Source organism: Mycobacterium sp. 3-98 (assembly GCF_035918355.1).
GTDB lineage: Bacteria > Actinomycetota > Actinomycetes > Mycobacteriales > Mycobacteriaceae > Mycobacterium > Mycobacterium intracellulare.
Genome location: NZ_CP142360.1, coordinates 1,001,535 through 1,023,482, shown reverse-complemented (window position 1 = coordinate 1,023,482; position 21,948 = coordinate 1,001,535). Strand labels below are relative to the sequence as shown.

The 21,948-nt window shown below is 69.7% G+C and carries 22 protein-coding genes and 1 riboswitch; of the genes, 11 read left to right on the top strand and 11 right to left on the bottom strand.

Annotation, left to right across the window (positions count from 1 at the left end; genetic code table 11):
* Positions 1 to 3: 3 nt before the first annotated feature.
* Genes QGN30_RS04980 through thiO form a run of 4 tightly spaced genes read right to left on the bottom strand, consistent with a single transcriptional unit; the run spans position 4 to position 2,747 of the window.
* On the bottom strand, positions 4 to 771 hold the full coding sequence (locus QGN30_RS04980; RefSeq protein WP_014385910.1) for an SGNH/GDSL hydrolase family protein: 768 nt from the start codon (positions 769 to 771) through the stop codon (positions 4 to 6).
* Positions 768 to 1,526: a thiazole synthase gene (locus QGN30_RS04975; RefSeq protein ID WP_014385911.1), complete on the bottom strand. Its 759-nt coding sequence runs from the start codon at positions 1,524 to 1,526 to the stop codon at positions 768 to 770. Before QGN30_RS04975 ends, QGN30_RS04980 begins: the two co-directional genes overlap by 4 nt.
* Positions 1,519 to 1,728 (bottom strand): sulfur carrier protein ThiS, encoded by a 210-nt coding sequence (gene thiS, locus QGN30_RS04970; RefSeq protein ID WP_008261432.1) that lies wholly within the window; start codon positions 1,726 to 1,728, stop codon positions 1,519 to 1,521. Before thiS ends, QGN30_RS04975 begins: the two co-directional genes overlap by 8 nt.
* Complete coding sequence (gene thiO, locus QGN30_RS04965) at positions 1,728 to 2,747, bottom strand: glycine oxidase ThiO (protein ID WP_233042823.1); 1,020 nt, start codon at positions 2,745 to 2,747, stop codon at positions 1,728 to 1,730. Before thiO ends, thiS begins: the two co-directional genes overlap by 1 nt.
* Position 2,748: 1 nt before the next feature.
* Positions 2,749 to 2,867: riboswitch (TPP riboswitch) on the bottom strand.
* 48 nt (positions 2,868 to 2,915) lie between these two features.
* On the opposite strand from thiO, the gene thiE reads away from it, so the two are divergent.
* Complete coding sequence (gene thiE, locus QGN30_RS04960) at positions 2,916 to 3,587, top strand: thiamine phosphate synthase (protein WP_233042267.1); 672 nt, start codon at positions 2,916 to 2,918, stop codon at positions 3,585 to 3,587.
* Here the strand turns inward: thiE and QGN30_RS04955 are convergent.
* On the bottom strand, positions 3,559 to 4,191 hold the full coding sequence (locus QGN30_RS04955; RefSeq protein ID WP_009952604.1) for an NUDIX hydrolase: 633 nt from the start codon (positions 4,189 to 4,191) through the stop codon (positions 3,559 to 3,561). The genes thiE and QGN30_RS04955 overlap by 29 nt on opposite strands.
* Positions 4,192 to 4,344: 153 nt before the next feature.
* Between QGN30_RS04955 and glnX the strand changes: the two genes are divergently transcribed.
* The 4 genes from glnX to QGN30_RS04935 all read left to right on the top strand — a co-directional run bounded on the left by glnX (position 4,345) and on the right by QGN30_RS04935 (position 10,152).
* Positions 4,345 to 5,664, top strand: coding sequence for a protein kinase G-activating protein GlnX (gene glnX, locus QGN30_RS04950; RefSeq protein ID WP_008261439.1), 1,320 nt, complete (start codon positions 4,345 to 4,347; stop codon positions 5,662 to 5,664).
* Positions 5,664 to 6,641, top strand: a complete 978-nt coding sequence (locus tag QGN30_RS04945) for a glutamate ABC transporter substrate-binding protein (protein ID WP_009952605.1) — start codon at positions 5,664 to 5,666, stop codon at positions 6,639 to 6,641. Before glnX ends, QGN30_RS04945 begins: the two co-directional genes overlap by 1 nt.
* A complete protein-coding gene (locus QGN30_RS04940) occupies positions 6,641 to 8,929 on the top strand; it encodes a serine/threonine-protein kinase PknG (RefSeq protein WP_014943023.1) in 2,289 nt (762 codons plus the stop codon). The genes QGN30_RS04945 and QGN30_RS04940 overlap by 1 nt, the downstream gene beginning before the upstream one ends.
* Positions 8,930 to 9,288: 359 nt before the next feature.
* The gene (locus tag QGN30_RS04935) at positions 9,289 to 10,152 is read left to right on the top strand and encodes an endonuclease domain-containing protein (RefSeq protein WP_038537820.1); all 864 of its coding nucleotides are present in this window, start codon (positions 9,289 to 9,291) and stop codon (positions 10,150 to 10,152) included.
* Positions 10,153 to 10,227: 75 nt separating this feature from the next.
* On the opposite strand, the gene QGN30_RS04930 is transcribed toward QGN30_RS04935, so the two are convergent.
* The 3 genes from QGN30_RS04930 to fgd are packed head-to-tail and all read right to left on the bottom strand — an operon-like array spanning position 10,228 to position 14,562.
* Positions 10,228 to 11,391, bottom strand: a complete 1,164-nt coding sequence (locus QGN30_RS04930; RefSeq protein WP_014383396.1) for an acetate kinase — start codon at positions 11,389 to 11,391, stop codon at positions 10,228 to 10,230.
* The gene (pta, locus tag QGN30_RS04925) at positions 11,381 to 13,540 is read right to left on the bottom strand and encodes a phosphate acetyltransferase (protein WP_014943024.1); all 2,160 of its coding nucleotides are present in this window, start codon (positions 13,538 to 13,540) and stop codon (positions 11,381 to 11,383) included. The genes QGN30_RS04930 and pta overlap by 11 nt, the downstream gene beginning before the upstream one ends.
* A gap of 11 nt (positions 13,541 to 13,551) precedes the next feature.
* A complete protein-coding gene (gene fgd, locus QGN30_RS04920; protein WP_008261452.1) occupies positions 13,552 to 14,562 on the bottom strand; it encodes a glucose-6-phosphate dehydrogenase (coenzyme-F420) in 1,011 nt (336 codons plus the stop codon).
* 191 nt (positions 14,563 to 14,753) lie between these two features.
* On the opposite strand from fgd, the gene QGN30_RS04915 reads away from it, so the two are divergent.
* Positions 14,754 to 15,503, top strand: a complete 750-nt coding sequence (locus tag QGN30_RS04915; protein WP_014381291.1) for an MBL fold metallo-hydrolase — start codon at positions 14,754 to 14,756, stop codon at positions 15,501 to 15,503.
* Between the two features lie 119 nt (positions 15,504 to 15,622).
* Here QGN30_RS04915 and QGN30_RS04910 read toward each other — a convergent pair whose 3' ends face one another.
* The 3 genes from QGN30_RS04910 to QGN30_RS04900 are packed head-to-tail and all read right to left on the bottom strand — an operon-like array spanning position 15,623 to position 17,394.
* Positions 15,623 to 16,126, bottom strand: a complete 504-nt coding sequence (locus tag QGN30_RS04910; RefSeq protein ID WP_029384028.1) for a GNAT family N-acetyltransferase — start codon at positions 16,124 to 16,126, stop codon at positions 15,623 to 15,625.
* Between the two features lie 7 nt (positions 16,127 to 16,133).
* The gene (locus QGN30_RS04905) at positions 16,134 to 17,015 is read right to left on the bottom strand and encodes an SAM-dependent methyltransferase (protein WP_009952479.1); all 882 of its coding nucleotides are present in this window, start codon (positions 17,013 to 17,015) and stop codon (positions 16,134 to 16,136) included.
* A 7-nt stretch (positions 17,016 to 17,022) separates the two neighbouring features.
* Entirely contained in the window at positions 17,023 to 17,394 is a 372-nt protein-coding gene (locus tag QGN30_RS04900) for a DUF3054 domain-containing protein (protein WP_008261460.1), read from the bottom strand.
* Between the two features lie 70 nt (positions 17,395 to 17,464).
* Between QGN30_RS04900 and QGN30_RS04895 the strand changes: the two genes are divergently transcribed.
* From QGN30_RS04895 to QGN30_RS04875, 5 genes are read left to right on the top strand one after another with little or no spacing between them, the layout of a single operon-like run.
* The gene (locus QGN30_RS04895; RefSeq protein ID WP_014381293.1) at positions 17,465 to 18,211 is read left to right on the top strand and encodes an SDR family NAD(P)-dependent oxidoreductase; all 747 of its coding nucleotides are present in this window, start codon (positions 17,465 to 17,467) and stop codon (positions 18,209 to 18,211) included.
* Positions 18,212 to 18,227: 16 nt separating this feature from the next.
* Positions 18,228 to 19,412 carry an acyl-CoA dehydrogenase gene (locus QGN30_RS04890; protein WP_009952483.1) on the top strand — a complete coding sequence of 395 codons (1,185 nt, stop codon included), beginning with the start codon at positions 18,228 to 18,230 and terminating at the stop codon, positions 19,410 to 19,412.
* On the top strand, positions 19,412 to 20,557 hold the full coding sequence (locus QGN30_RS04885; protein ID WP_009952484.1) for an acyl-CoA dehydrogenase family protein: 1,146 nt from the start codon (positions 19,412 to 19,414) through the stop codon (positions 20,555 to 20,557). The genes QGN30_RS04890 and QGN30_RS04885 overlap by 1 nt, the downstream gene beginning before the upstream one ends.
* A 9-nt stretch (positions 20,558 to 20,566) precedes the next feature.
* A complete protein-coding gene (locus tag QGN30_RS04880) occupies positions 20,567 to 21,238 on the top strand; it encodes a TetR/AcrR family transcriptional regulator (RefSeq protein WP_009952485.1) in 672 nt (223 codons plus the stop codon).
* A gap of 5 nt (positions 21,239 to 21,243) precedes the next feature.
* Positions 21,244 to 21,870 carry a hypothetical protein gene (locus tag QGN30_RS04875; protein ID WP_014381294.1) on the top strand — a complete coding sequence of 209 codons (627 nt, stop codon included), beginning with the start codon at positions 21,244 to 21,246 and terminating at the stop codon, positions 21,868 to 21,870.
* The last annotated feature ends 78 nt before the right edge of the window (positions 21,871 to 21,948 follow it).

Sequence of the window (21,948 nt, the reverse complement as noted above, 5' to 3'; positions counted from 1 at the left end):
CGTTTACAGCTGAGCCGCAATCAAATCCGCTACCGCGCACATCCCGGCGGGATTCGGGTGCAACGGTGCGGGGCGACCCGGTAGCGGAACACCGTAGCGCGCCGGCAGCGTCGTCCACGGCTCCGCCGACCAGGCGTGGTGCTCGCGGCTGGCCGCGGCGGCGTGGACGATTCCGCAGCCGGCCGCCGCGGCGGCGTCGGCCGTCATCCTTTCCAGCGTGGCGGCCACGTGCCGGCCCAGGTCGGCATCCGCGGGCGACAGCGGTGGGGCAGGCGTGCCCGCGGGCGGCAGCATCGTCAGGTAGTCGACGAAGAAGATCCGCGCCCCTGCGGATCGTTGACGCACCGCGCGGCCCACCGCGCACAGCGATTCGAACACCGCGTCGAGGGCCTGATCTCGCGCGTCGGGATCGAGCAGTTCGCGGATGCGGTCGCCCAACAGCGGCACGCGCCGCAGCGGGCGCGGCAGTGCGGCCGCCATCAACAGCGGTACGTAGCCGACGTCGTTGCCGCCGATGGTGATGGTGACCAGACCCTCCGAACCGTCCAGGGCGTCGACTTGCGCCGGCGCGCCGCGTTGACGCTCGGCGAGCACGTTCGCGGTGGTCGCACCTGAAAAGGTGACGTCGACAAGGTCGTAGCCGTATCGCCGGGCGATCAGGTGGGCATAGTTGCGGGCGGACCGGCCCGACCAGCGCGGGGCACCCGCGGCGCGCGGCCGGATACCGGGACCGGCGGCCATCGAACTGCCCAGCGCGACATAGCGTTTCATCGTTGGGGGCTCGAGGCCTGCGCCCAGAACCGCTTCGGGATCCGCCCGGCGCGCCGGGCCAGATAGCCGGCGGTGACGGCGGCCGACATCGCGGCGGCCATCGCGGGGGGGTCGGCGGCCCGGGTCACCGCGGAGGCCAACAGCACGGCGTCGCAACCCAATTCCATGGCCAGCGCGGCGTCGCTGGCGGTGCCGATGCCGGCATCGAGCACCACCGGGACGTGGGCCCCGGCGACGATCATCTCGATGTTGTGCGGATTGGTGATGCCCAGCCCGGTCCCGATCGGCGATCCCAGCGGCATGACGGCCGCGCATCCGGCGTCCTCCAGCCGGCGCGCAAGCACGGGATCATCGTTTGTGTAGGGCAGCACGACGAACCCGTCGTCGACCAATTGCTCTGCCGCGCGTACCAATTCGACCGCGTCGGGCAGCAGCGTGCGCTCGTCGGCGATCACCTCGAGCTTGATCCAGTTGGTGTTCAACGCCTCGCGCGCCAGCTGCGCGGTGAGCACCGCCTCGGCGGCGCCGCGGCATCCCGCGGTGTTGGGCAGCGGCGTGATTCCGAGCCGGTTGAGCAGATCGAGCAACCCGGTGCCACCCTCGGCGTCGACCCGGCGAATCGCGACGGTGGTCAGTTCCGTGCCCGACGCGACGAGCGCCTCTTCCAGCACCGCCAGGTTGCTCGCTCCCCCGGTCCCCATGATGAGCCGCGAGGCGAAGCTGCGGTCCGCGATGGTCAGTTTCGAGTCAGCCACCTTGCACCGCCGTCACCACTTCGAGACGCACGGGAGCGCCGGGAAGCTCCGAAAGCTCTGTCGCCCATCGTGATCGCGGCAGCACCGCGTCGTCCATCGCCACGGCGACGCCGCGGTCCGGGAAGCCCAGGGAATCGAGCAGCGCCGACACCGTGGTGTGCGCGTCGACGTCGACCTCTTTCTCGTTCACCAGGATGATCATTAGTGTGCTCCCACCGGTGCCAGTTCGGAAACGATCTGTTCTGCCGTCCAGGGCGCCAGCAGGAACCCCGACCGGCCATGGCCGGCGGCGACCAGCGTGCGAGCGTCCAGGCGATGCACCAACGGCAGATTGTCGGGTGTCATCGGGCGCAGCCCGGCCCCGCACTCGGCTAGCTCGTATTCACCGAGCGCCGGCAGCACCGCGCAGGCGTCGTCGAGGAGGTCACGCACCCCCGAGACGACCGGGGCGGTGTCGCGCCCGTGCTCGTATTGGGTCGCGCCGACCACCACGCCGTCCGCGCGCGGCACCAGGTAGACCTGCCGGCCGTGCACCCGGGCGCGAATCACCCGCCGCGGCAACGGCATACAGCCTTTGCGCCACCGCAGTCGCAGCACCTCACCCTTGACCGGGCGCACCGGCAACCCGGGCCACAACGCCGGCGCGTCGATGCCGTTGGCGATCACCACCGCGTCGGCCTCGACCGCCGACAGGTCGTGCACCGGCGGCGCCCACCGCACCCCGAGACGCTCGCACCCCGCCTCGAGCGCGTCGAGCACCGCCCGGTTGTCCACGGCCAGCTCCGTGGGCGCCCGAAAGCCGTGCCGGATGCCCTGCGCGAGTAGGGGTTCCACGTCGCGGGCGGCCGACTCCCAGACCACGGGGTGTCCCTGAGCGGACAACCAGTCCGCCACGGTGCGCAGGTCGGCGGCATCGGCGCGGTCGACGGCCACCACCAGCGACTCGCGGGCGGTGACCACTCCGGCCGGCAGGCCGTCGAGGAAACCGCCGTCGCGCCACAACCGCAGGGATTCCAGGCCCAGCCGCAGCAATCGCTCTTCTCCCGGCCAGCCCTCGCTGTGCGGGGCCAGCATGCCGCCGGCGACCCAGGATGCGCCCCGCTCCCCGCTGCGGTGCACCCGCACCGACCAGCCGGCCTGGGCGGCGCGGCGCGCCACCGCCAGCCCGATGACGCCGCCGCCGATGACGGCCAGCGACCCCAGCGGTGGGCCCGAAGGCATCCCGGTCATTGTCGAGCCTCCCTTCGCCGGCATGATCCGGATCAGGTGTGACGGTAAGGGCAGGTCCTCGCGGCTGTGCCCACTCTCAGCCCCGCTCCCGGGACTCCCGTGTCTGGTAATTCTCTGCGCTCCACGCTAGCGCGCTAGCGTCTCGGTGTGCAGCGTCCCATGGATAGACGACTCTCCGTCCTGGCCACCGCGCGGCTGTATCTGTGCACCGACGCGCGCCGCGAGCGCGGCGACCTGGCCGAGTTCGCCGACGCCGCCCTGGCCGGCGGCGTGGACATCATCCAGCTGCGCGACAAGGGGTCGGCCGGCGAGCAGCGGTTCGGGCCGCTGGAGGCGCGCGAGGAACTGGCCGCCTGCGCGATCCTGGCCGACGCCGCCCGCCGGCACGGCGCCCTGTTCGCGGTCAACGACCGCGCCGACATCGCCCGCGCGGCGGGCGCCGACGTGCTGCACCTCGGGCAGGGGGACCTGCCGCTGGACGTCGCGCGCGACATCGTCGGTCCGGACGTGCTGCTCGGGCTCTCCAGCCACAGCGCCGACCAGGCCGGCGCCGCGGCCGTCAGCGAAGCCGACTACTTCTGCGTCGGCCCCTGCTGGCCGACGCCCACCAAACCGGACCGCGCGGCGCCGGGCCTGGGACTCGTCCGCGCCGCCGCCGGGCTCGGGACCGACAAACCGTGGTTCGCGATCGGCGGCATCGACGCGCAGCGACTGCCCGAGGTGATTGACTCCGGCGCCCGCCGCGTGGTGGTGGTGCGAGCGATCACCGCCGCGTCCGACCCGCGGGCGGCCGCCCGGCGGCTCAGTTCGGCGCTGGCAGCAGCGAGCTGATCCGTCGGCTCAGCTGCGACGGAACCTCATCGGCGTCACCCGGCATGCACCACACGAAGACGCCGGCCTCGACCTCGATCGTGCGGGGCAGATACTGCCGGCGTTCGTCGCCGTGGCCCAGCGGCAACAGCGCCGGCGCGGTGCGCAGCCGTTGCCAGCTGGCCGCGAAGCCCGGATGCAGCGGCAGGTCGGCCACCTCGTCCTCGGCCACCCATCGCATTTCCGCGCTCTCCCGGTTCGGGACGGTGTGCAACAACTCGTCGGCGTCGGCGACGACGGTCGTGTAGCTCCACCGCGTGCCGCCGATCCCGGCGACCTCGGCGGTGACCAGCGTCGCGCGCACGGCGAGCCGGTCGACGAGCAGCCCGGCCTCCTCGTTCGCCTCGCGGACCGCCGTCTGCTCGGGCGTCTCGTGGCTGTCCCGGGCCCCGCCCGGCAGCCCCCAGGTCCCGCCCTGATGGCTCCACACCGCCCGATGTTGCAGCAGCACCGCAGGCGTGCCGTCGGCCTGCGGGGCGCGCAGCAAAAGACCGGCGGCGCCGTACCGACCCCAGTAATGGGCGCCGCGCTCCGAGATCACCCAACCGTCGCCGTCGCCCTGCACGGATCAAGGATAGGCAGACTTGGTTCTTGGCGGTCTTCGGCGCGTCGGCAATTGCGTCGGCCTCCACCCATCCACCCGAACATGCTCTTAGACTTCGCTTATAGAGGTCCGTGCAGCGAAATCCAGTGGCCAAGAGATGAGGGCTGATCAGACGTGACGGTTGAGCTGGCGCACCCGTCGACCGAGCCGCAGGGATCGCGGTCACCGGCCGAACCAGCCCATCCCCGCTGGTGGTTCATCTCCACGACGCCGGGCCGCATCCTGACCATCGGCATCGTGCTGGCGGCCCTCGGCGGGATCAGCGCCTTCGCCACCTCGACCACCATCAACCACCGGCAACAGGTGCTCACCACGGTGCTCAACCACACCGAGCCGCTGTCGTTCGCGGCCGGGCGGCTCTACACCACGCTGTCGGTGGCCGACGCCGCCGCGGCCACGGCGTTCATCGCCGAAGCCGAACCGCCGCCCGTGCGGCAGCGCTACGAACAGGCCATCACCGACGCGGCCGTGGCCGTGACCAGGGCCTCCAGCGGGCTCACCGACGAACCGCAGGTGCAGCTGCTGGGCCGGATCAATGCCCAGCTGGCCGTCTATACCGGCCTGATCGAGATCGCCCGAACCAACAACCGGGCGGGCAACCCGGTCGGTTCGTCGTACCTGTCAGAGGCATCGGGGCTGATGCAGTCGACGATCCTGCCCGACGCGGCGCGGCTGTACCGGGCCACCTCGGAGCGGGTGGACGTGGAAACCACGGCGTCGACCCAGATTCCGGCGCCGGTCATCATGGTCGTCGGCACCACCGTCGTCTTCGGCGCCTTCTCGCATCGCTGGCTGGCCCGGCGCACCCGGCGCCGGATCAACCCGGGCCTGGTCGTGGGCGCTCTCGCTATCCTCGTCATGGTGGTGTGGGTCGGGACTGCGCTAACCATCTCTACGACGGCAAGTCGTAGCGCGAAGGACACCGCCGCGGAGTCCCTCAAGACCGTCACCAACGTCGCGATCACCGCCCAGCAGGCGCGCGCCGACGAGACGCTGTCGCTGATCCGCCGCGGGGACGAGGAGAAGCGCAAGCAGTCGTTCTATCAGCGGATCGACTCGATGCACCGCCAGCTCGACCAGTACATGTCCCGCAGCGACGCCGTGGACAAACCGGACCTCGAGGGCGCCGACCAGCTGCTGCTGCGCTGGCGTCAGGCCAATGACCGGATCAGCTCGTACATCTCGGTGGGGAACTACCGCGCCGCCACCCAGGTCGCGCTGGGCAGCAGCGAGGAGGATTCCACGCCGGCGTTCGACAAGCTGGAAGACGAGCTGGTCAAGGCCATGGACCAGGGCCGCATCCACCTGCGCAACGACGTCATCAACGCGCGCAGCGGGCTCTCCGGCGCCCAGGTGGGCGGCGTGGTGCTCAGCCTCGGGGCGGCCATCGCGGTGGCTCTGGGCCTGTGGCCGCGGCTGAAAGAGTATCGATAATGATCCGCCTGCCCCTGCTGCGCCGGGCGTGCACCGTGGCCGCCACGGTTTGCGTGCTGGCGGGTTGCGGGCATACGGAATCGCTGCATGTGGCCAGCGTCCCGACGTTGCCGCCGCCCACCCCGGTCGGCATGGAACAGCTGCCGCCGCAGCCGCCGCTACCGCCCGACGGCCCCAATCAGGACTGCGACCTGACGGCCAGCCTGCGCCCCTTCCCCACCAAGGCCGAGGCCGACGCCGCGGTCGCCGACATCCGCGCGCGCGGCAGGCTGATCGTCGGGCTCGACATCGGCAGCAACCTGTTCAGCTTCCGCGACCCGATCACCGGCGAGATCACCGGATTCGACGTCGACCTGGCCGGCGAGATCGCCCGCGACATCTTCGGCGCGCCGTCCCACGTCGAGTACCGGATCCTGTCGTCGGACGAGCGGGTCACCGCGCTGCAACGCGGCGAGGTCGACATCGTGGTCAAGACCATGACCATCACCTGCGACCGGCGCAAGCTGGTGAACTTCTCCACCGTCTACCTCGACGCCAACCAGCGCATCCTCGCCCCGCGCGACTCGTCGATCGTCAAGGTGAGCGACCTGTCGGGCAAACGCGTCTGCGTGGCCAAGGGCACCACCTCGCTGCACCGCATCCGGCAGATCGACCCGCCCCCGGTCATCGTGTCGGTGGTCAACTGGGCCGACTGCCTGGTCGCGATGCAGCAGCGCGAGATCGACGCCGTGAGCACCGACGACTCGATCCTTGCCGGGCTGGTCGAAGAGGACCCCTACCTGCACATCGTCGGCCCCAACATGGCCACCCAGCCCTACGGCATCGGCATCAACCTGAACAACACTCCCCTGGTGCGGTTCGTCAACGGGACCCTGGAAAGGATCCGCCGCGACGGCACGTGGAACACGTTGTACCGCAAGTGGTTGACCGTGCTGGGCCCCGCGCCGGCCCCGCCCACACCGAGGTATCTGGACTGATGGCCGAGCCGGACAAGCAATCCGAGAAGCCGGAATCGGGCCCGGAAGCGGTGGAAGACGTGAATCCCGGCACCCAGCCGGCGGAGGTCCAGACCGGCGCCTCGACGGGGCGGCTGCAGGCCACGCAGGCGCTGTTTCGGCCCGACTTCGACGATGACGACGACGACTTTCCGCACATCGCGCTGGGCGCCCTGGACACCGACACCGGCGACCGCATGACGGTGGCGACGCGGGCGCTGCCCGCGGTCCGACAGCTCGGCGGTGGACTCGTCGAGATCCCGCGGGGACGCGACATCGACCCCCGCGAAGCGCTGATGACCAACCCGGTGGTCCCCGAGTCCAAGCGCTTCTGCTGGAACTGCGGGAAGCCGGTGGGCCGGTCCAGCAAGAAGAGCAAGGGCACGTCGGAGGGTTGGTGCCCGGCCTGCGGCAGCCCGTATTCGTTTCTGCCGCAACTCAATCCCGGCGACATCGTCGCCGGCCAGTACGAGGTCAAGGGGTGCATCGCGCACGGCGGGCTGGGCTGGGTGTATCTGGCCGTCGACAAAAACGTCAACGACCGGCCGGTCGTGCTCAAAGGTCTCGTCCACTCCGGCGACGCGGAGGCGCAGGCGATCGCGATGGCCGAACGGCAGTTCCTGGCCGAGGTGGTCCACCCGCAGATCGTGCAGATCTTCAACTTCGTCGAACACAAGGACCAGCACGGCAATCCGGTCGGCTACATCGTCATGGAGTACGTCGGCGGGCAGTCGCTCAAGCACGGGAAGGGCGAGAAACTTCCGGTCGCCGAGGCCATCGCCTACCTGCTGGAAATCCTGCCCGCGCTGAGCTATCTGCACTCCATCGGCCTGGTCTACAACGACCTGAAGCCGGAGAACATCATGCTCACCGAGGAGCAGCTCAAGCTCATCGACCTGGGCGCGGTGTCGCGGATCAATTCGTTCGGATACCTTTACGGCACACCGGGTTTCCAGGCGCCCGAGATCGTGCGCACCGGCCCGACGGTCGCCACCGACATCTACACGGTGGGCCGCACGCTGGCGGCGCTCACGCTCAACCTGCGCACCCGCAACGGCCGCTACGTCGACGGCCTGCCCGAGCACGACCCGGTGCTGGCCACCTACGACTCGTTCCACCGGTTGCTGCGTCGCGCCACCGATCCCGACCCACGTCGCCGGTTCGCCAGCACCGAGGAGATGTCGGCGCAGTTGATCGGCGTGCTGCGTGAGGTCGTCGCCCACGACACCGGGGTGCCGCGGCCCGGCCTGTCGACGATCTTCTCCCCCAGCCGCTCCACGTTCGGGGTGGATCTGCTGGTCGCGCACACCGACGTGTACCTGGACGGGCAGGTCCATTCGGAGAAGCTGACCGCCCGCGAAATCGTCACCGCACTGCAAGTGCCGCTGGTCAATCCGGCCGACGTCGCCGCGTCGGTGCTGCAGGCGACGGTGTTGTCGCAGCCGGTGCAGACCCTGGACTCGTTGCGCGCGGCCCGGCACGGGACGCTGGACGCCGACGGCGCCGAGCTGTCCGAGTCGGTCGAGCTACCGCTGATGGAGGTGCGCGCGCTGCTGGATCTCGGCGACGTCGCCAAGGCCACCCGCAAGCTCGAGGACCTGGCCGAGCGGGTGGGTTGGCAGTGGCGGCTGGTCTGGTACAAGGCGGTGGCCGACCTTCTCACCGGTGATTACGATTCGGCCACAACACATTTCACCGAGGTGCTGGACACGTTCCCGGGTGAGCTCGCACCGAAGCTGGCGCTGGCCGCCACCGCCGAGCTGGCCGGCGACGTCGACGAGCACAAGCATTACGAGACGGTGTGGAAGACCAACGACGGCGTGATCTCGGCGGCCTTCGGGTTGGCCAGATCGCTGTCCGCGGAAGGTGATCGGGCCGCCGCGGTGCGCACGCTGGACGAGGTGCCGGCCACCTCGCGGCACTTCACCACCGCGCGCCTGACGAGTGCGGTGACGCTGCTGTCCGGCCGGTCCAAGAGCGAGATCACCGAGGAGGACATCCGGGACGCGGCGCGGCGGGTGGAGGCGCTGCCGCCCACCGAACCACGCGTGTTGCAGATCCGTGCGCTGGTGCTGGGCTGCGCGATGGACTGGTTGGAGGACAACAAGGCCAGCACTAATCACATCCTGGGCTTCCCGTTCACCGAGCACGGGCTGCGGCTGGGCGTCGAGGCGGCGCTGCGCAATCTGGCCCGCGTCGCCCCCACGCAGCGGCATCGCTACGAGCTGGTGGACATGGCCAACCGGGTGCGGCCCACGAGCACGTTCTGAGGTATTTGCGGGTTTGCCGGTTTGCGCCGCCTGGCGGCTTTCCCGCGTCGGCAGGCCCTTCGCGCGCCGGCCTTTCCCGCGTCGGTCTTTCCCGCGTCGGCCTTTCCCGCGTCGGCCCTTCGCCGTCGAGTGTGAATCCTGGGCGTTCAGTGTGAACCCTGGGCGGCGACACGCCGACAAACCCCGACGTGGGTTCACACTGAAAGCCGTGAGTTCACACTCAAAGTCGGTGATTCACAGTCGATTTAGCCGGGGCCTCGCGGACCCGGCGTCAGCCCGTCCGGCGGCTTGCCGTCGCGTGGCCCGCCCTGTGCACAGACGCACTCGCCGACCGTGGTTGACGTGCAATCGTTCGCGGCATGAGACGAGTGCCGTTCATCGGTAGCGAGGAGTTGGCGTCGGGAAGTCTCAGCCGCCACCAGCTGCGGATGTCCTACCGAGCGGTGTTTCCGAACGTCTACGTGCCGACGCATGCCGAGGTGCCGCTCGAATTGCGCATTCGGGCGGCCTGGCTGTGGTCGGGGCGGAGGGCGGTCATCGGCGGAGCCGCCGCGGCCGCGCTGCATGGCGCCCAGTGGATCCCCGACAACGTCCCGGTCGAGCTGATACACACCAACACTCATCCTCCCCGCGGCGTGCTGACACGCCGGGAAACGCTGTGCGCCGGCGAGGCCCAGATCCGCGACGGGCTCGCCGTCACCACTCCGGAGCGGACCGCTTTCGACATCGGACGGCGCGGCGCGGTGCGCTCGGCCGTGGTGAGGCTGGACGCGCTCGCCCGGGCAACGGGTTTCAAGGTCGACGACGTGCTGGATGTTGCGGCGGCGCATCCTCGCGCACCCGGCGTGCGGCGATTGGAGGTCGCGCTCGACCTGGTCGACCCCGGCGCTCAGTCCCCCAGGGAGAGCTATCTGCGACTGCTCCTCATCGACGCCGGCCTGGCCCGGCCGCAGACGCAGATCCCGGTGCTGGGCGCCGACGGCCTACCGTTCGCCTACCTGGATCTGGGCTGGGAGGAATCGCTGGTGGCTGTCGAGTACGACGGCGATCACCACCGCACCGACCGGCGCCAATTCGTCAAAGACCTCCGGCGCATGGAGATGCTCGAGGAGATGGGCTGGACCATAGTCCGGGTGGTCGCCGAGGATCGCCCGGCCAGCATCCTGCGCCGGGTGCGCGAGGCGCTCGCGAAATCGAGTGTGAACCTGGGGCTTTCGGTGTGAACCTACGGCGTCGATTATCGGCGTGTCGCCGCCGACGGTTCACGATCAAAGCCCAGGATGCACACTCGACGCCCGCTAGGAGCCCGCCAGCACGTTTACGCAGTCGCGGGCGATGGCGAGCTCTTCGTTGGTCGGGATCACCAGGACGGCGATCGGCGAATCGTCGGCGGAGATCTGCCGCGCACCCTTGCCGCCACCGAGGTTGCGGCGCTCGTCGAGCACGATGCCCAGCTCCTCCATGCCCGCGACCGCGTCGCGGCGCACCGCCGCGTCGTTCTCGCCGATCCCCGCGGTAAAGCTGATGACGTCGGTGTGCCCCAGCACCGCCAGGTAGGCGCCGACGTACTTGCGCAGCCGATGCGTGAACACGCTATAGGCCAATTGCGCTGACTCGTCACCGGATTCGATCATCCTTCGCAGCCGGCGGAAGTCGCGCTCACCGGACAGGCCCAGCACCCCGGATCGCTTGTTGAGCATGGTCTCGACGTCGTCGACGCCCATCCCGGCGGTGTGGGACAGGTAGCTGACGACGCTGGGATCGATGTCCCCGCTGCGGGTGCCCATCACCAGCCCCTCCAGCGGTGTGAGGCCCATCGAGGTGTCGATCGGCCGGGTGCCGGCGATCGCCGAGGCCGAGCAGCCGTTACCCAGGTGCAGCACAATCTGTTTCAGGTCGCCGGGCGGCCTGTCCAGGAAGGCGGCGGCCTGCTCGCTGACGTAGCGGTGCGAGGTGCCGTGAAACCCGTACCGGCGGATCTGATGCCGCTGCGCCAGGTCGCGGTCGATGGCGTAGGTCGCGGCAGCGGGCGGCAGGTCGTGGAAGAACCCGGTGTCGAAGACCGCGATGTGCGGAATGTCGGGCAGCAGCCGCCGGGCGACCTCGATTCCCTTGAGCGAGGGAGGGTTGTGCAGCGGCGCCAGGTCCGACAGTTCGCCGAGCCGGGCGATCACCGCGTCGTCCAGCGGGGTGGGCTCGTAGAAGGCGTTGCCGCCGTGCACCACTCGATGGCCGACCGCGACGACGCCGCATGTCTTGAGGTCGATGCCGTCGTCGGCCAGCGTGTCGAACGCGCGGCGCAGCGCGGCGTCATGGTCGGGGACGGGAGACCCCTCCTCGCCGATGCGTTCCACGAGGCCGGTCGAGAGCGCCGTGCCCGAATCGGGATCGACCAGCTGAAACTTCACCGACGACGAGCCGGAGTTGATCACCAGCACCAGGCGCGCGCTGCTACTTCCCATCGGGGCCGCCTTGTGCCTGAATCGCGGTGATGGCAACGGTGTTCACGATGTCCTCGACCAGCGCGCCCCGCGACAGGTCGTTCACCGGCTTGCGCAGACCCTGCAGCACGGGTCCGATGGCGAGGGCTCCGGCGCTGCGCTGGACCGCCTTGTAGGTGTTGTTGCCGGTGTTGAGGTCGGGGAAGATCAGCACCGTGGCGCGCCCGGCCACCGGCGAGTCGCGCAGCTTGGTGGCCGCGACCGACGGTTCGATCGCCGCGTCGTACTGGATGGGGCCCTCCACCGGCAGGTCGGGGTTGCGCTCACGCACCAATTGCGTTGCCGTTCTGACCTTGTCGACGTCGGCACCGGAGCCGGAGTCGCCGGTCGAGTAGGACAGCATCGCGACCCGCGGTTCGATGCCGAATTGTGCGGCGGTGCGCGCCGAGGAGATTGCGATGTCGGCCAGCTGCTCCGGTGTCGGATTGGGGATGATCGCGCAATCGCCGTAGGCCAGGACACGATCGGGTAGGCACATCAGGAAGATGCTGGACACGGTGGACACGTCCGGGACGGTCTTGATGATCTCGAACGCGGGCCGCACGGTGTGCGCGGTGGTGTGGGCGGCGCCGGACACCATGCCGTCGACCATCCCGTTGTGCACCATCATGGTGCCGAAGTACGTTGTGTCGCGCATGATCTCGCGGGCCTGCTCGACGGTGACCCCCTTCGCCTTGCGCAACTGCGCATACTGGTCGGCGAACTCGTCGCGCAACCGGCTGGCGCGCGGATCGATCACCGTTACGTCGGCCAGGTCCACCCCGAGTTCGCCCGCGCGCTGGCGGATTTGGGCCTCGTCGCCCAGGATGGTCAGGTCGGCGACACGGCGTTGCAGCACCCGCCCGGCCGAGCGCAGGATGCGGTCGTCGTCGCCCTCGGGCAGCACGATGTGCCTGCGATCCGAACGCGCCTGCAGCGTCAGCTGATGGATGAACATCTGCGGCGTGGTCACGGTGGGGATCGGAATGGCAAGCTGCGCCAGCAGATCGGTGATGTCGACGTGGCCGTCCATCAGCTCGACCGCGGTGTCGATCTTGCGTTGCGACGCCGCCGTGACCCTGCCCCGGGCGGTGGCCGCCGCGCTGGCGGTGTCGTAGGTGCCCAGCGCGGTGGCGACGATCGGCAGCCGCAGCCGCAGCCCGGCGACCAGGGCCGCGATGGACGGGTGCAGCTCGAAGCCGCCGTTGAGGACGATGCACGACAGGGACGGAAACCCTTCCGCGGCATGGGCGCTCGCGACGGCGAGCACCACGTCCGAGCGGTCGCCGGGTGTGATGACCGCCATTCCGTCGCGCAGCCGTTCCAGGACGTGGTCGGCGGTCATCCCCGCCACCATCACACCGGTGACCTCGCGTTCGCGCAGCGACTCTTCGCCGCTGACCGGCGTCCCGCGCACCGCGCTCTGAAGCTCGGCCACCGTCGGCGCCGACAACAGCGGTTCGTCGGGCAGGACGTAGCTGCGCAGGGACGACGGCCGCAGCGCCTCGTCCAACTTCTTCCGGATGGCGTCCAGCTCGGCCGGTTCGCAGCGGTTGGCCACCACCGCCGCGGTGTGGGCATGCTGGGCGTCCAGCTCGGCCAGGCACACCTTGACGACGTCGGCCACCTCACCGGCGGTGCGGCCCTTGCCGCTGACCGTCAGCAGCAGCGGCGCGCCGAGGTTGACCGCGATGCGCGCGTTGGTGGAAAGCTCCGCGGGTCGAATCGCCTGTCCGAGTTCGGAATAGTCGCTGCCGACGATCACCACGACGTCGCACTTCTCGGCGACGGCGTGGTAGGCGTCGACGATGGCGGCGATCGCCGCGTCGCCGTCCGCGTGCAGCTGCTGGTAGGTGACGCCGACGCATTGCTCGTACGACAGGCCCGCCGTGGTGCGCGACAGCAGCAGTTCCAGGATGTAGTCGCGATTTTCCGGGTCCTGCGGCGACCCGCTGCGCCCGGCTTCGCCGCGTTGGCGATCGCCGCCATCTGAACGCGTAATGGGCCGGAACACACCGACTTTCGCCACCGTCGCGGTCAGCCGGTGCAGGAGGCCCAGCGCGATCGTCGACTTTCCGGTCTCCGGCTCGGGCGCGGCGATGTAGATTGCCGTTGCGGCGCCCGAGACCACTCGTCCGCCCCTCAGGCCAGCCGCCGCAGCCGCGGCGCCAGGTCCTTCTCGAAGAGGTCCAGGAACCGGCGCTGGTCGTGACCGGGCGCGTGGAACACCAGGTGGTTGAGGCCCCACTTCACGTACTGGCCGACCTTTTCGACCGCCTCGTCGGGATCGGATGCCACGATCCAGCGCTTGGCGACCTGCTCGATCGGCAGCGCGTCGGCGGCCTTCTCCATCTCGATCGGGTCGTCGATGCTGTGCTTCTGTTCGGCGGTCAGCGACAGGGGCGCCCAGAACCGGGTGTTCTCCAGCGCCAGTTTGGGATCGGGGTCATAGGAGATCTTGATCTCGATCATCTTGTCGATGTCGTCGACGTTGCGGTCGTTGATCGCGGCGCCCTCCTTGACGGCGGGGATCAGCTTGTCCTTGTAGAGCTCCTCGCCCTTGCCGGAGGTGCAGATGAAGCCGTCGCCGGCGCGCCCCGCGTACTTGGCGACCGCGGGGCCCCCGGCCGCGACGTAGATCGGGACCCCGCCCTCGGGCACGTCGTAGATCGAGGCGCCCTTGAGCCGGTAGTACTCGCCGTCGAAGTCGACGCGGTCGCCGCGCCACAGCTCGCGCATCAACCGCACCGACTCGCGCAGCCTGGCGAACCGCTCCTTGAACTCTGGCCAGTCGCCCTCGTATCCCGTGGCGATCTCGTTCAGCGCCTCGCCGGTGCCGACCCCGAGGAAGATGCGGTCCGGGTACAGGCAGGCCATGGTGGCGAAGGCCTGCGCGATGACGGCGGGGTTGTAGCGGAAGGTCGGGGTGAGCACGGAGGTGCCCAGCGTGATCCGCTTCGTGCGTTCGCCGACCGCGGTCATCCAGGCCAGCGAGAACGGCGCGTGCCCGCCCTCGTGCCGCCACGGCTGGAAATGGTCACTGACCGTTGCGCTGTCCATGCCGTGACCTTCGGCGGCGACGGCAAGCTCGACGAGCTCGCGCGGTGCAAATTGTTCGGCGGACGCTTTGTATCCGAGTTTCAGTTCAGCCACGAGTTCTTTCTACTCCTGTGCTGATGGTCGCGACCCGCCGCGCCCGGCGAAACGCCGCGCTTGCGATCGCTCCTGTGCTGATGGTCGCGACCCGCCGCGCCCGGCTACGCCGCGCTTGCGATCGCTCCTGTGCTGACGGTCGCGACCCGCCGCGCCCGGCTACGCCGCGCGTCAGACCTACACTCGCGGGCATGGGACCGGCGCCAACTCTTGTTCAAGTCACCGACACGGTGCACCTCGCCCGGGGCGACGCCGTCAACTGGACGATCGTTGCCGACGACACCGGCGTGATGCTGATCGACGCTGGGTATCCGGGGGACCGCCCCGACGTGCTGGCGTCGCTGCGCGAGCTGGGCTTCGACGCCGGAGACGTGCGTGCCATCCTGCTTACCCACGCCCACATCGACCACCTGGGCTCGGCGATCTGGTTCGCCAACGAATACGGCACCGACGTGTATTGCCACGCCGACGAGGTGGGGCACGCCAAGCGCGAATACCTGGAGCAGGCCTCGGTTTTCGATGTCGCCGTTCGCATTTGGCGGCCGCGCTGGGCGGCGTGGGGGTTGCACGTGGTGCGCAGCGGCGGCCTGATCCGCGACGGCATCCCGTCGACGCGACCGCTGACCGCTGACGTGGCCGCCGGCCTGCCCGGGCATCCGATGGCCGTTTTCACCCCGGGGCACACCAGCGGGCACTGCTCGTACGTGGTCGACGGGGTCCTGGTCAGCGGCGACGCCCTGATCACCGGCCACCCCCTGCTCAAGCACGACGGGCCGCAGCTGCTGCCGGAGGTGTTCAGCCGAAGCCAGCAGAATTCGCTGCGCAGCCTGGACGCGTTGGCCCTGCTCGACACCGAGGTGTTGCTGCCGGGGCACGGCGCCGTGTGGCGCGGCCCGATCCGCGAGGCGACGGCCCGGGCCATCTCGCTGGCCGGCGGTTGATGGCCTCGGGCCAGATCATCGCCACGGAAACCACACCGGCCCCGTGAAGATCCTGATTGCCCTGAGATCCGTTGTGACGGTTGTCAACTCGATCGCCCCGGTCTGGGCGTCGGCGCCGGCTATGCCAGCCACTTCTCGAAGGCGATCGGGATGAACGGCCCCCAGGACGGCAGCGGGTCCGGCGCCACCCGGGCATAGCCCGTCGCGTCGTAGAGCGCCTCGGCCTCGGGCTGCCGATTGCCGGTGATCAAGTAGAGCCGCCGGTACCCGCGCGCCAGGGTCTCGGCCTCCAGCGCGGCCAGCAACGCCCGCGCATAGCCGCGGCGCCGATGGGCGGCGTCGGTCCAGATCCGCTTGAGTTCGGCGGTGTGGGCGTCGTAGCGGCGAAACGCGCCGCCGGTCACCGGCACGCCGCGCAGGACGCCGATCAACAACCCGCCGTCCGGCGGCGCCAGCTCGGCCTCCGGCACGGGCAGCCAGGACAGATGCGTGCTCGGCGTGCCGCCGTAGCGCTCCGCATACTCGACGGCCAACTCGGCCAACAGCGGTTGGGCCAGCGGATCGTCGTGGGTCGCCGAGACGAACCGCAACCGGCCATCTGGCGGAATGGATTCCGGCATCATCGAAAACTCAAACGCGTGTCGCGGTGACATATTCCGGGATGAACTCCGCGTCGCCGCGCCCGGTGCGCCGCCGCTTGCCCAGCCCCATGGTGCGCAGCAAGTCGGCGATGTCACGCCCGCGCGTTTCCCAGCCGTGGTCCGCCAAATACTCAGGGACATAGTGGTATTCGCCCGGATAGGTCAGGCTGGCCAGATCGACGTCGAGCCCGCGCCGCCGCCAGCCGTCGACGAAGGCGCGTTCGGCCCCCAGCTGCAACGGATTCCAGGTGGGCATGTGATCGGCGGCCAACCGGCTGCCGAGGGCGCTCGCCGCGGTGACGCCGCGCAGCAACCGGCTCTGCTCCTGGGGCGGCAGATACCCGACGAGCAACTGCTCGGCGACCCACACCGTGGGCTGGGCGGCGTCAAAACCCACCCGCCGCAACGCCGCCGGCCAATCGTCGCGCAGGTCGATGCCGACCGCGCATCGGTTGGTGGCCAAAGTGGCGTCCAGCCCCCGAAGCACGTCGGACTTGAAGTCGAGCACCTGCGGCCGATCGATCTCGTAGACCGTCGTCCCCCGCGGCCACCACAGCCGGTAGGCCCGGCTGTCCAGGCCCGACGCCAGGATCACCACCTGGCGAATGCCCGCCCGGCCCGCGTCGGCCAAAAATTCGTCGACGAAGCGGGTGTGCGCCGCCAGCGCGTCCATCAGCGCCGTCATCGCCGCGTCGTCGCCGTCGTCGGCCGCGAACGCGTGGTCCTTGATCGCCCGGGTGAGGTAGTCGATCCCGACCGCGCACAACAACGGCTCGGCGAACGGGTCGTTCAGCAGGCCCTTGTCGGTGGCCACGGCCCGCGCGGCGGCCCCGAACGTCGCGGTCACCTCCACATCGGCCGTCGGTGCCATCGCGCGCTCAGACGTCGGAGCGGCGCCGCAGGGTAAGCCCCACGGCCACTCGCCAGCCCAGCAACAACAACGCGGTGACCGCCGTCGCCACCACGACGAAACTGGCGGCCACGCCCGCAGACGTCGCCTTGCGCAGCACCATGCCGACGACGACGGTGGACAACCAGACGACGACCCCGGTGGGCGCCACCGCGGTGGGCCGCCGCCAGCCGCGTGCGGCCAGCCAACCGACCGCGGTGCCGGTGAGAAACGGCCACGCCGTCGTGGCGATGCCGGTGAGGTTGAGCCCTTCGTCGTGACTGCGGCGCCCCAGGGCGCAGAACACCAGCACGCCGACGACGTCCACGGCCAGCCAGCCCAGCCACCGGAGCCTAAGCATGCAGCGAGACTACCGGGGCAGAGCCTCGATCCTTGACCCGGCGGCCGCGGTGAACCTAGATTCGTCAGCGATGAATACCCATTCACCTGATGGCCTCGCGGTGGTGACCGGCGCCGGTTCCGGCATCGGCAGGGCGATCGCGCTCGGATTCGCCGCCCGCGGCGACCGCGTGGTGGCCGCGGACCTCGACGAGGCGGCGGCCTCGGCCACCGCCGGGGAACACCCCGACAAGATCACCGCGCTGCCGGTGGACGTGGCCGACCCGGATCAAGTCAACGCGCTGCGGGATCGCATCAACGCCGACCTCGGGGTGCCCAACATCGTCGTCAACGCCGCCGGATGGGACCGCACTGACCAATTCCTCAATGCCACGGCGGAATTCGCGCAGAAGGTGGTCGCGATCAACTACCTGGGGCCGGTGCATGTCTGCTCGGCGTTCCTGCCGGGGATGATCGAGACGCACGGCGGCGGGCGCGTGGTCAACCTGGCCAGTGACGCCGGCCGGGTGGGCAGCGCGGGCGAGAGCATCTACGCCGGCGCCAAGGGCGGGGTGATCGCCCTGACCAAGTCGCTGGCCCGCGAGATGGCGCGTCACCAGATCACGGTGAACTGCGTGTGCCCCGGACCGACCGACACGCCGCTGTTTCACGCGCAGCCCGAGAAGCTGAAGGAGGCGCTGGTCAAGGCGATCCCGTTCCGCCGCCTGGCCCGGCCCGACGAGGTCGCCGCGCCGGTGTTGTTCTTCGCGTCGGAAGCCGCCTCGTTCATCACCGGACAGGTGATCAGCGTCAGCGGCGGCCTGACGATGGCCGGCTAGTGGCAGGCTGACTCCTATGAGCACCAAGACGCCGCCCGCCTTCGACCGCTACGACCCGCTCGGCCTGGACGCCTCCCTGTCCGACGACGAACGCGCCGTGCGCGAGACCGTCCGGGAATTCTGCGCCGAGCACGTCCTGCCCCACGTCGCGGAGTGGTTCGAGATCGGCGACCTCCCGGTCCGCGAACTCGCCAAGGGGTTCGGCCAGCTGGGGCTGCTGGGCATGCACCTGGACGGGTACGGCTGCGGCGGGGCCTCCGCCGTGCACTACGGGCTGGCCTGCGTCGAGCTCGAGGCCGCCGACTCCGGCATTCGGTCGATGGTCTCGGTGCAGGGCTCGCTGGCGATGTTCGCGATTTGGAATTTCGGGTCCGAGGAGCAGAAGCAGGAATGGTTGCCGGGCATGGCCACCGGCGAGCTGCTCGGCTGCTTCGGGCTGACCGAGCCCGACGTCGGATCCGACCCCGCCGCGATGAAAACCCGTGCGCGACGGGATGGTTCGGACTGGGTGCTCACCGGCCGCAAGTTGTGGATCACCAACGGCTCGGTGGCCGACGTCGCGGTCGTGTGGGCCAACACCGACAACGGGGTCCGCGGTTTCATCGTGCCCACCAAGACGGCGGGCTTCAGCGCCAACACCATTCACCACAAGCTGTCGTTGCGGGCCTCGATCACCAGCGAGCTGGTGCTCGACGACGTGCGGCTGCCCGCCGAGGCGATGCTGCCCGAGGCCAAGGGGCTGCGCGGGCCGCTGTCGTGCCTGTCCGAGGCCCGGTACGGAATCATCTGGGGCTCCATGGGAGCCGCGCGCTCGGCCTGGCAGGCGGCCCTCGACTACGCCACGCAGCGCACCCAGTTCGGCCGCCCGATCGCCGGATTCCAGTTGACCCAGGCCAAACTCGTCGACATGGCCGTCGAACTGCACAAGGGCCAGCTGCTGTCGCTGCACCTCGGCCGCCTCAAGGACAGCGTGGGCCTGCGTCCCGAGCAGGTGAGCTTCGGCAAGCTGAACAACACCCGGGAGGCGATCGAGATCTGCCGGACCGCCCGAACGATACTGGGCGGCAACGGGATATCGCTGGAGTATCCCGTGATCCGGCACATGGTCAACCTGGAATCGGTGCTGACCTACGAGGGCACACCGGAGATGCATCAGCTGGTCCTCGGCCAGGCGTTCACCGGCAGCGACGCCTTCCGCTGATGAGCCGGTTGACCTACACGCACGAGCATCACCAGTTCCGGGAACTGGTACGGGATTTCGTGCGACAGACGGTCGCGCCCAACCACGAGAGCTGGGAACGCGACGGCCAGTGGGACCGCTCGCTGTTCATCGAGGCGGGCAAGCTTGGGCTGCTGGGCTTTTCGGTGCCCGAGCATCTCGGCGGCCCGGGGGTGGACGACTTCCGCTACAACGCGATCGTGATCGACGAGTTGCAGCGGGCCGGGGCGGCCGCGGAGGCCATCGCCTTCACGCTGCAAAACGACGTGGTGCTGCCCTATCTCACCGACTTGACGACCCCGGAGCAACAACAGCGCTGGCTGCCCGGCGTGGTCACCGGCGAGACCGTGCTCGGCATCGGGATGACCGAGCCCGGCACCGGCAGCGATCTGGCCGGGATCCGCACGACCGCGGTGCGAGACGGCGACGACTACGTCGTCAACGGCGCCAAGACGTTCATCTCCAACGGTCAGGTCGGGGACCTGTTCGTCATCGCCGTGCGCACCTCGCCGGATCGCCATCAGGGACTGTCGCTTCTGGTGGTCGACGCCGACACCCCGGGCTTTTCCCGCGGCCGCAACCTGGAGAAGATCGGCCTGCACGCCCAGGACACCAGCGAGCTCACCTTCACCGATATGCGGGTGCCGAAGGACAACCTGCTCGAATCAGAGGGCCGCGGCTTCTATCAGTTGATGAAGAACCTGCCCCAGGAGCGGCTCGCGCTCGGTGTCGGGGCGGTGGCCGCCGCGGAAACGATCCTGGCCGCAACCCTCGACTACGTCCGCGATCGCACGGCCTTTGGATCACCGATCGCCAGCTTCCAGCACAGCCAATTCGTGCTCGCCGAGTTGGCCACCGAAATCGACGTCGCGCGAACGTATCTCGACGACTGCCTCGCCGAGCACCTCGAGGGCGAGCTGACGGCCGCCCGGGCCGCCCGGCTGAAATGGTGGACCACCGACCTGCAGGTGCGCACCGCCGACCGCTGCCTGCAGTTGCACGGCGGGTACGGCTACATGCGCGAGTACAGCGTGGCGCGCGCGTTCGTCGACGCCCGCATCCAAACCATCTACGGCGGCACCAACGAGATCATGAAGACGATCATCGCCAAGGACCTGGGCCTGTAGGGACAGCCGATGGCCACCGACGTCGCCGACTACAGCGCCCTTCCCGCCGAGGAGGCGGTGCGCGCCGCCCGCGTCAGCTCGCGGCGCCGCCAGGTGCTCGATGCCGCGGTCAAAGTCATGGGCAGGACCGGGTTTCACCAGATGTCCATGCAGGACCTGGCCACCGAGGCTGAGGTCAGCGTCGGCCTGCTCTACAAATACTTCGGCGGCAAGGAAGACCTGCTGCTCGCCACGATCGTGCGCATCCTCGACGCGTTCCGCGATCAGCTGGCGCCGGTCATCGCCGCCGCCGGCGACGACGTCGTGGACCAGCTGACCGTGGGGGTCCGACGCTACATCCAGATCGTCGACGAGAACCTCGACGGCGTGGTCCTGACCTACCGGGAGAGCCGAACCCTCGGGGCGCCCGGCCGCACCCAGATCAAGGACCTCGAAATCGCCACGGCCGCACCGCTGCGCGCGGTGATCGAGGCCGGCGTCGCCCAGGGCGTCTTCCGCGGGGTCGACGTCGACCTCACCGTGTTCGACATCATGCTGCTCGCCCATGGCTGGGCGCTCAAGCACTGGCACTTCGGGCCGACCTACACCCTCGACGAATACATCGCGTTGCAGATCGGCCACGTGCTGGGCGGATTGATCGCCGACGACCGCCGCGTCGACTACGCGCACGTGCTGGAATGAGGGGCATGGGAGTCACCGCACGCCGCGTCCGCGGCACGATCGCCTTGTTGGCCCTGGGAGCCGCCGCCGGCGTGCCCGCGGCGGGCGCCGATCCGGCCGCGGCGCTGCCCCCGATGGCGTCCAGCGGCAGCGGGCCGATCATCGGCGCGGGCTCCGCGGCGGCGCAGGGAATCGCCCAGCAGCTCTTCAGCTTTGGCAATCCTAACGTCGTGCAGGAGGTCGACGGCTCGGACGCGGCGCAGTTCATCACGTCCGCGGCGGGAGCCGCTAACCCGCAACTCGCGGGGCCCTTCTCGCTGCTGCGCCGGGCGTTGGCGTGCCAGACCGACAATTCGGGATTCGGGGCGCGCGCCTATCGGCGCAGCGACGGGCAGTGGGGCGGAGCGATGCTGGTTGCGGCCAAGAGCGCGACGCCGAGCCTCGACGGCCTGGTGGGCTGCGTGAAGACCAATTGGCGAAGGACCGCCGCGGGCGGCGAAACCGCCATGTGCAACAACGGCTGGACCACGCCGACGTCCTACGACAGCCGCCGCGGCGAGACCTATTACATCCTGCTCGCCGGCACCGCCGCCGACTTCTGCAGCGACCTCAACGCCAAGTACAAGAGCGACGCCAGCGCGTGGCCGTTCTGAGCGGCCGCGATGCCCTCCCACCCGTCGCTGAAACAAATTGCCATCCCGACGGTTTCGCCGCGCGTCGGGCGGCGCGAG

What these genes read in the sequence shown, in the direction of transcription:
- QGN30_RS04885 (WP_009952484.1), top strand. Translation starts at nt 19,412, where the DNA reads ATGAGCCGGTTGACCTACACGCACGAGCATCACCAGTTCCGGGAACTG.
- QGN30_RS04930 (WP_014383396.1), bottom strand. Translation starts at nt 11,391, where the DNA reads ATGGGAAGTAGCAGCGCGCGCCTGGTGCTGGTGATCAACTCCGGCTCG.
- QGN30_RS04980 (WP_014385910.1), bottom strand. Translation starts at nt 771, where the DNA reads ATGAAACGCTATGTCGCGCTGGGCAGTTCGATGGCCGCCGGTCCCGGT.
- QGN30_RS04915 (WP_014381291.1), top strand. Translation starts at nt 14,754, where the DNA reads ATGGGACCGGCGCCAACTCTTGTTCAAGTCACCGACACGGTGCACCTC.
- QGN30_RS04910 (WP_029384028.1), bottom strand. Translation starts at nt 16,126, where the DNA reads ATGATGCCGGAATCCATTCCGCCAGATGGCCGGTTGCGGTTCGTCTCG.
- QGN30_RS04940 (WP_014943023.1), top strand. Translation starts at nt 6,641, where the DNA reads ATGGCCGAGCCGGACAAGCAATCCGAGAAGCCGGAATCGGGCCCGGAA.
- QGN30_RS04905 (WP_009952479.1), bottom strand. Translation starts at nt 17,015, where the DNA reads ATGGCACCGACGGCCGATGTGGAGGTGACCGCGACGTTCGGGGCCGCC.
- QGN30_RS04890 (WP_009952483.1), top strand. Translation starts at nt 18,228, where the DNA reads ATGAGCACCAAGACGCCGCCCGCCTTCGACCGCTACGACCCGCTCGGC.
- thiE (WP_233042267.1), top strand. Translation starts at nt 2,916, where the DNA reads ATGGATAGACGACTCTCCGTCCTGGCCACCGCGCGGCTGTATCTGTGC.
- QGN30_RS04935 (WP_038537820.1), top strand. Translation starts at nt 9,289, where the DNA reads ATGAGACGAGTGCCGTTCATCGGTAGCGAGGAGTTGGCGTCGGGAAGT.
- QGN30_RS04880 (WP_009952485.1), top strand. Translation starts at nt 20,567, where the DNA reads ATGGCCACCGACGTCGCCGACTACAGCGCCCTTCCCGCCGAGGAGGCG.
- QGN30_RS04895 (WP_014381293.1), top strand. Translation starts at nt 17,465, where the DNA reads ATGAATACCCATTCACCTGATGGCCTCGCGGTGGTGACCGGCGCCGGT.
- QGN30_RS04900 (WP_008261460.1), bottom strand. Translation starts at nt 17,394, where the DNA reads ATGCTTAGGCTCCGGTGGCTGGGCTGGCTGGCCGTGGACGTCGTCGGC.
- thiO (WP_233042823.1), bottom strand. Translation starts at nt 2,747, where the DNA reads ATGCCTTCGGGCCCACCGCTGGGGTCGCTGGCCGTCATCGGCGGCGGC.
- QGN30_RS04945 (WP_009952605.1), top strand. Translation starts at nt 5,664, where the DNA reads ATGATCCGCCTGCCCCTGCTGCGCCGGGCGTGCACCGTGGCCGCCACG.
- QGN30_RS04875 (WP_014381294.1), top strand. Translation starts at nt 21,244, where the DNA reads ATGGGAGTCACCGCACGCCGCGTCCGCGGCACGATCGCCTTGTTGGCC.
- thiS (WP_008261432.1), bottom strand. Translation starts at nt 1,728, where the DNA reads ATGATCATCCTGGTGAACGAGAAAGAGGTCGACGTCGACGCGCACACC.